Origin of the sequence: Nocardia elegans NBRC 108235 (assembly GCF_001612845.1) — a bacterium.
Lineage (GTDB): Bacteria > Actinomycetota > Actinomycetes > Mycobacteriales > Mycobacteriaceae > Nocardia > Nocardia nova.
Genome location: NZ_BDBF01000111.1, coordinates 1 through 951 on the forward strand (window position 1 = coordinate 1; position 951 = coordinate 951).

The window sequence follows — 951 nt, forward strand, 5'->3', positions numbered from 1 at the left end:
CGCGAGCTCGTCGAGCTCGGCGTTCTGGTCGAAGAACACGGCCTCGACAGTGCGACCGTCAGTGATCATTTTCAGCCGTGGCGGCACCAGGGGGGGCATGCTCCGTTCTCGCTGGCGTGGATGACCGCGGTTGGTGAGCGGACTTCTCGTATTCAGCTGGGTACGTCGGTGCTGACGCCGACGTTCCGCTACAACCCGGCGGTGATCGCGCAGGCGTTCGCGACTCTGGGGTGTCTGTATCCGGAGCGGATCATGCTGGGTGTGGGGACGGGGGAGGCGCTCAACGAGATCGCGACCGGTTACAAGGGCCAGTGGCCGGAGTTCAAGGAGCGTTTCGCGCGGCTGCGTGAGTCGGTGGATCTGATGCGCGCGTTGTGGAGTGGTGATCGGGTCGATTTCGAGGGCCAGTACTACAACACGGTGGGTGCGTCGATCTACGATGTGCCGCCGGCGGGGATTCCGGTGTATATCGCCGCGGGTGGTCCGGTGGTGGCGCGGTATGCGGGCCGGGCCGGTGACGGTTTCATCTGCACGTCGGGCAAGGGGATGGATCTGTACACGGAGAAGTTGATGCCGGCGGTGAGCGAGGGTGCGGAGAAGGTGGGTCGTACGCTCGGCGATATCGATCGGATGATCGAGATCAAGATTTCCTACGACACCGATCCCGATCTGGCGTTGGAGAATACGCGGTTCTGGGCGCCGCTGTCGCTGACGGCCGAGCAGAAGCATTCGATCACCGATCCGATCGAGATGGAGGCGGCCGCGGATGCGTTGCCGATCGAGCAGATCGCCAAGCGCTGGATCGTGGCCAGCGATCCGGATGAGGTGGTCGAGCAGGTCAAGCCGTATGTCGATGCGGGGTTGAACCATCTGGTTTTCCACGCCCCGGGCCACGATCAGCGTCGTTTCCTGGATCTGTTCGCACGCGACCTCGCCCCACGCCTGCGCGCA

Annotated in this window: 1 protein-coding gene; it reads left to right on the top strand. The window is 63.9% G+C overall.

What is annotated here, in order from left to right; translation table 11 throughout:
• Nucleotides 1-951: glucose-6-phosphate dehydrogenase (coenzyme-F420) (fgd, locus tag NE2_RS34415; protein WP_063032928.1), on the top strand; the 951-nt coding region annotated here is incomplete at both ends.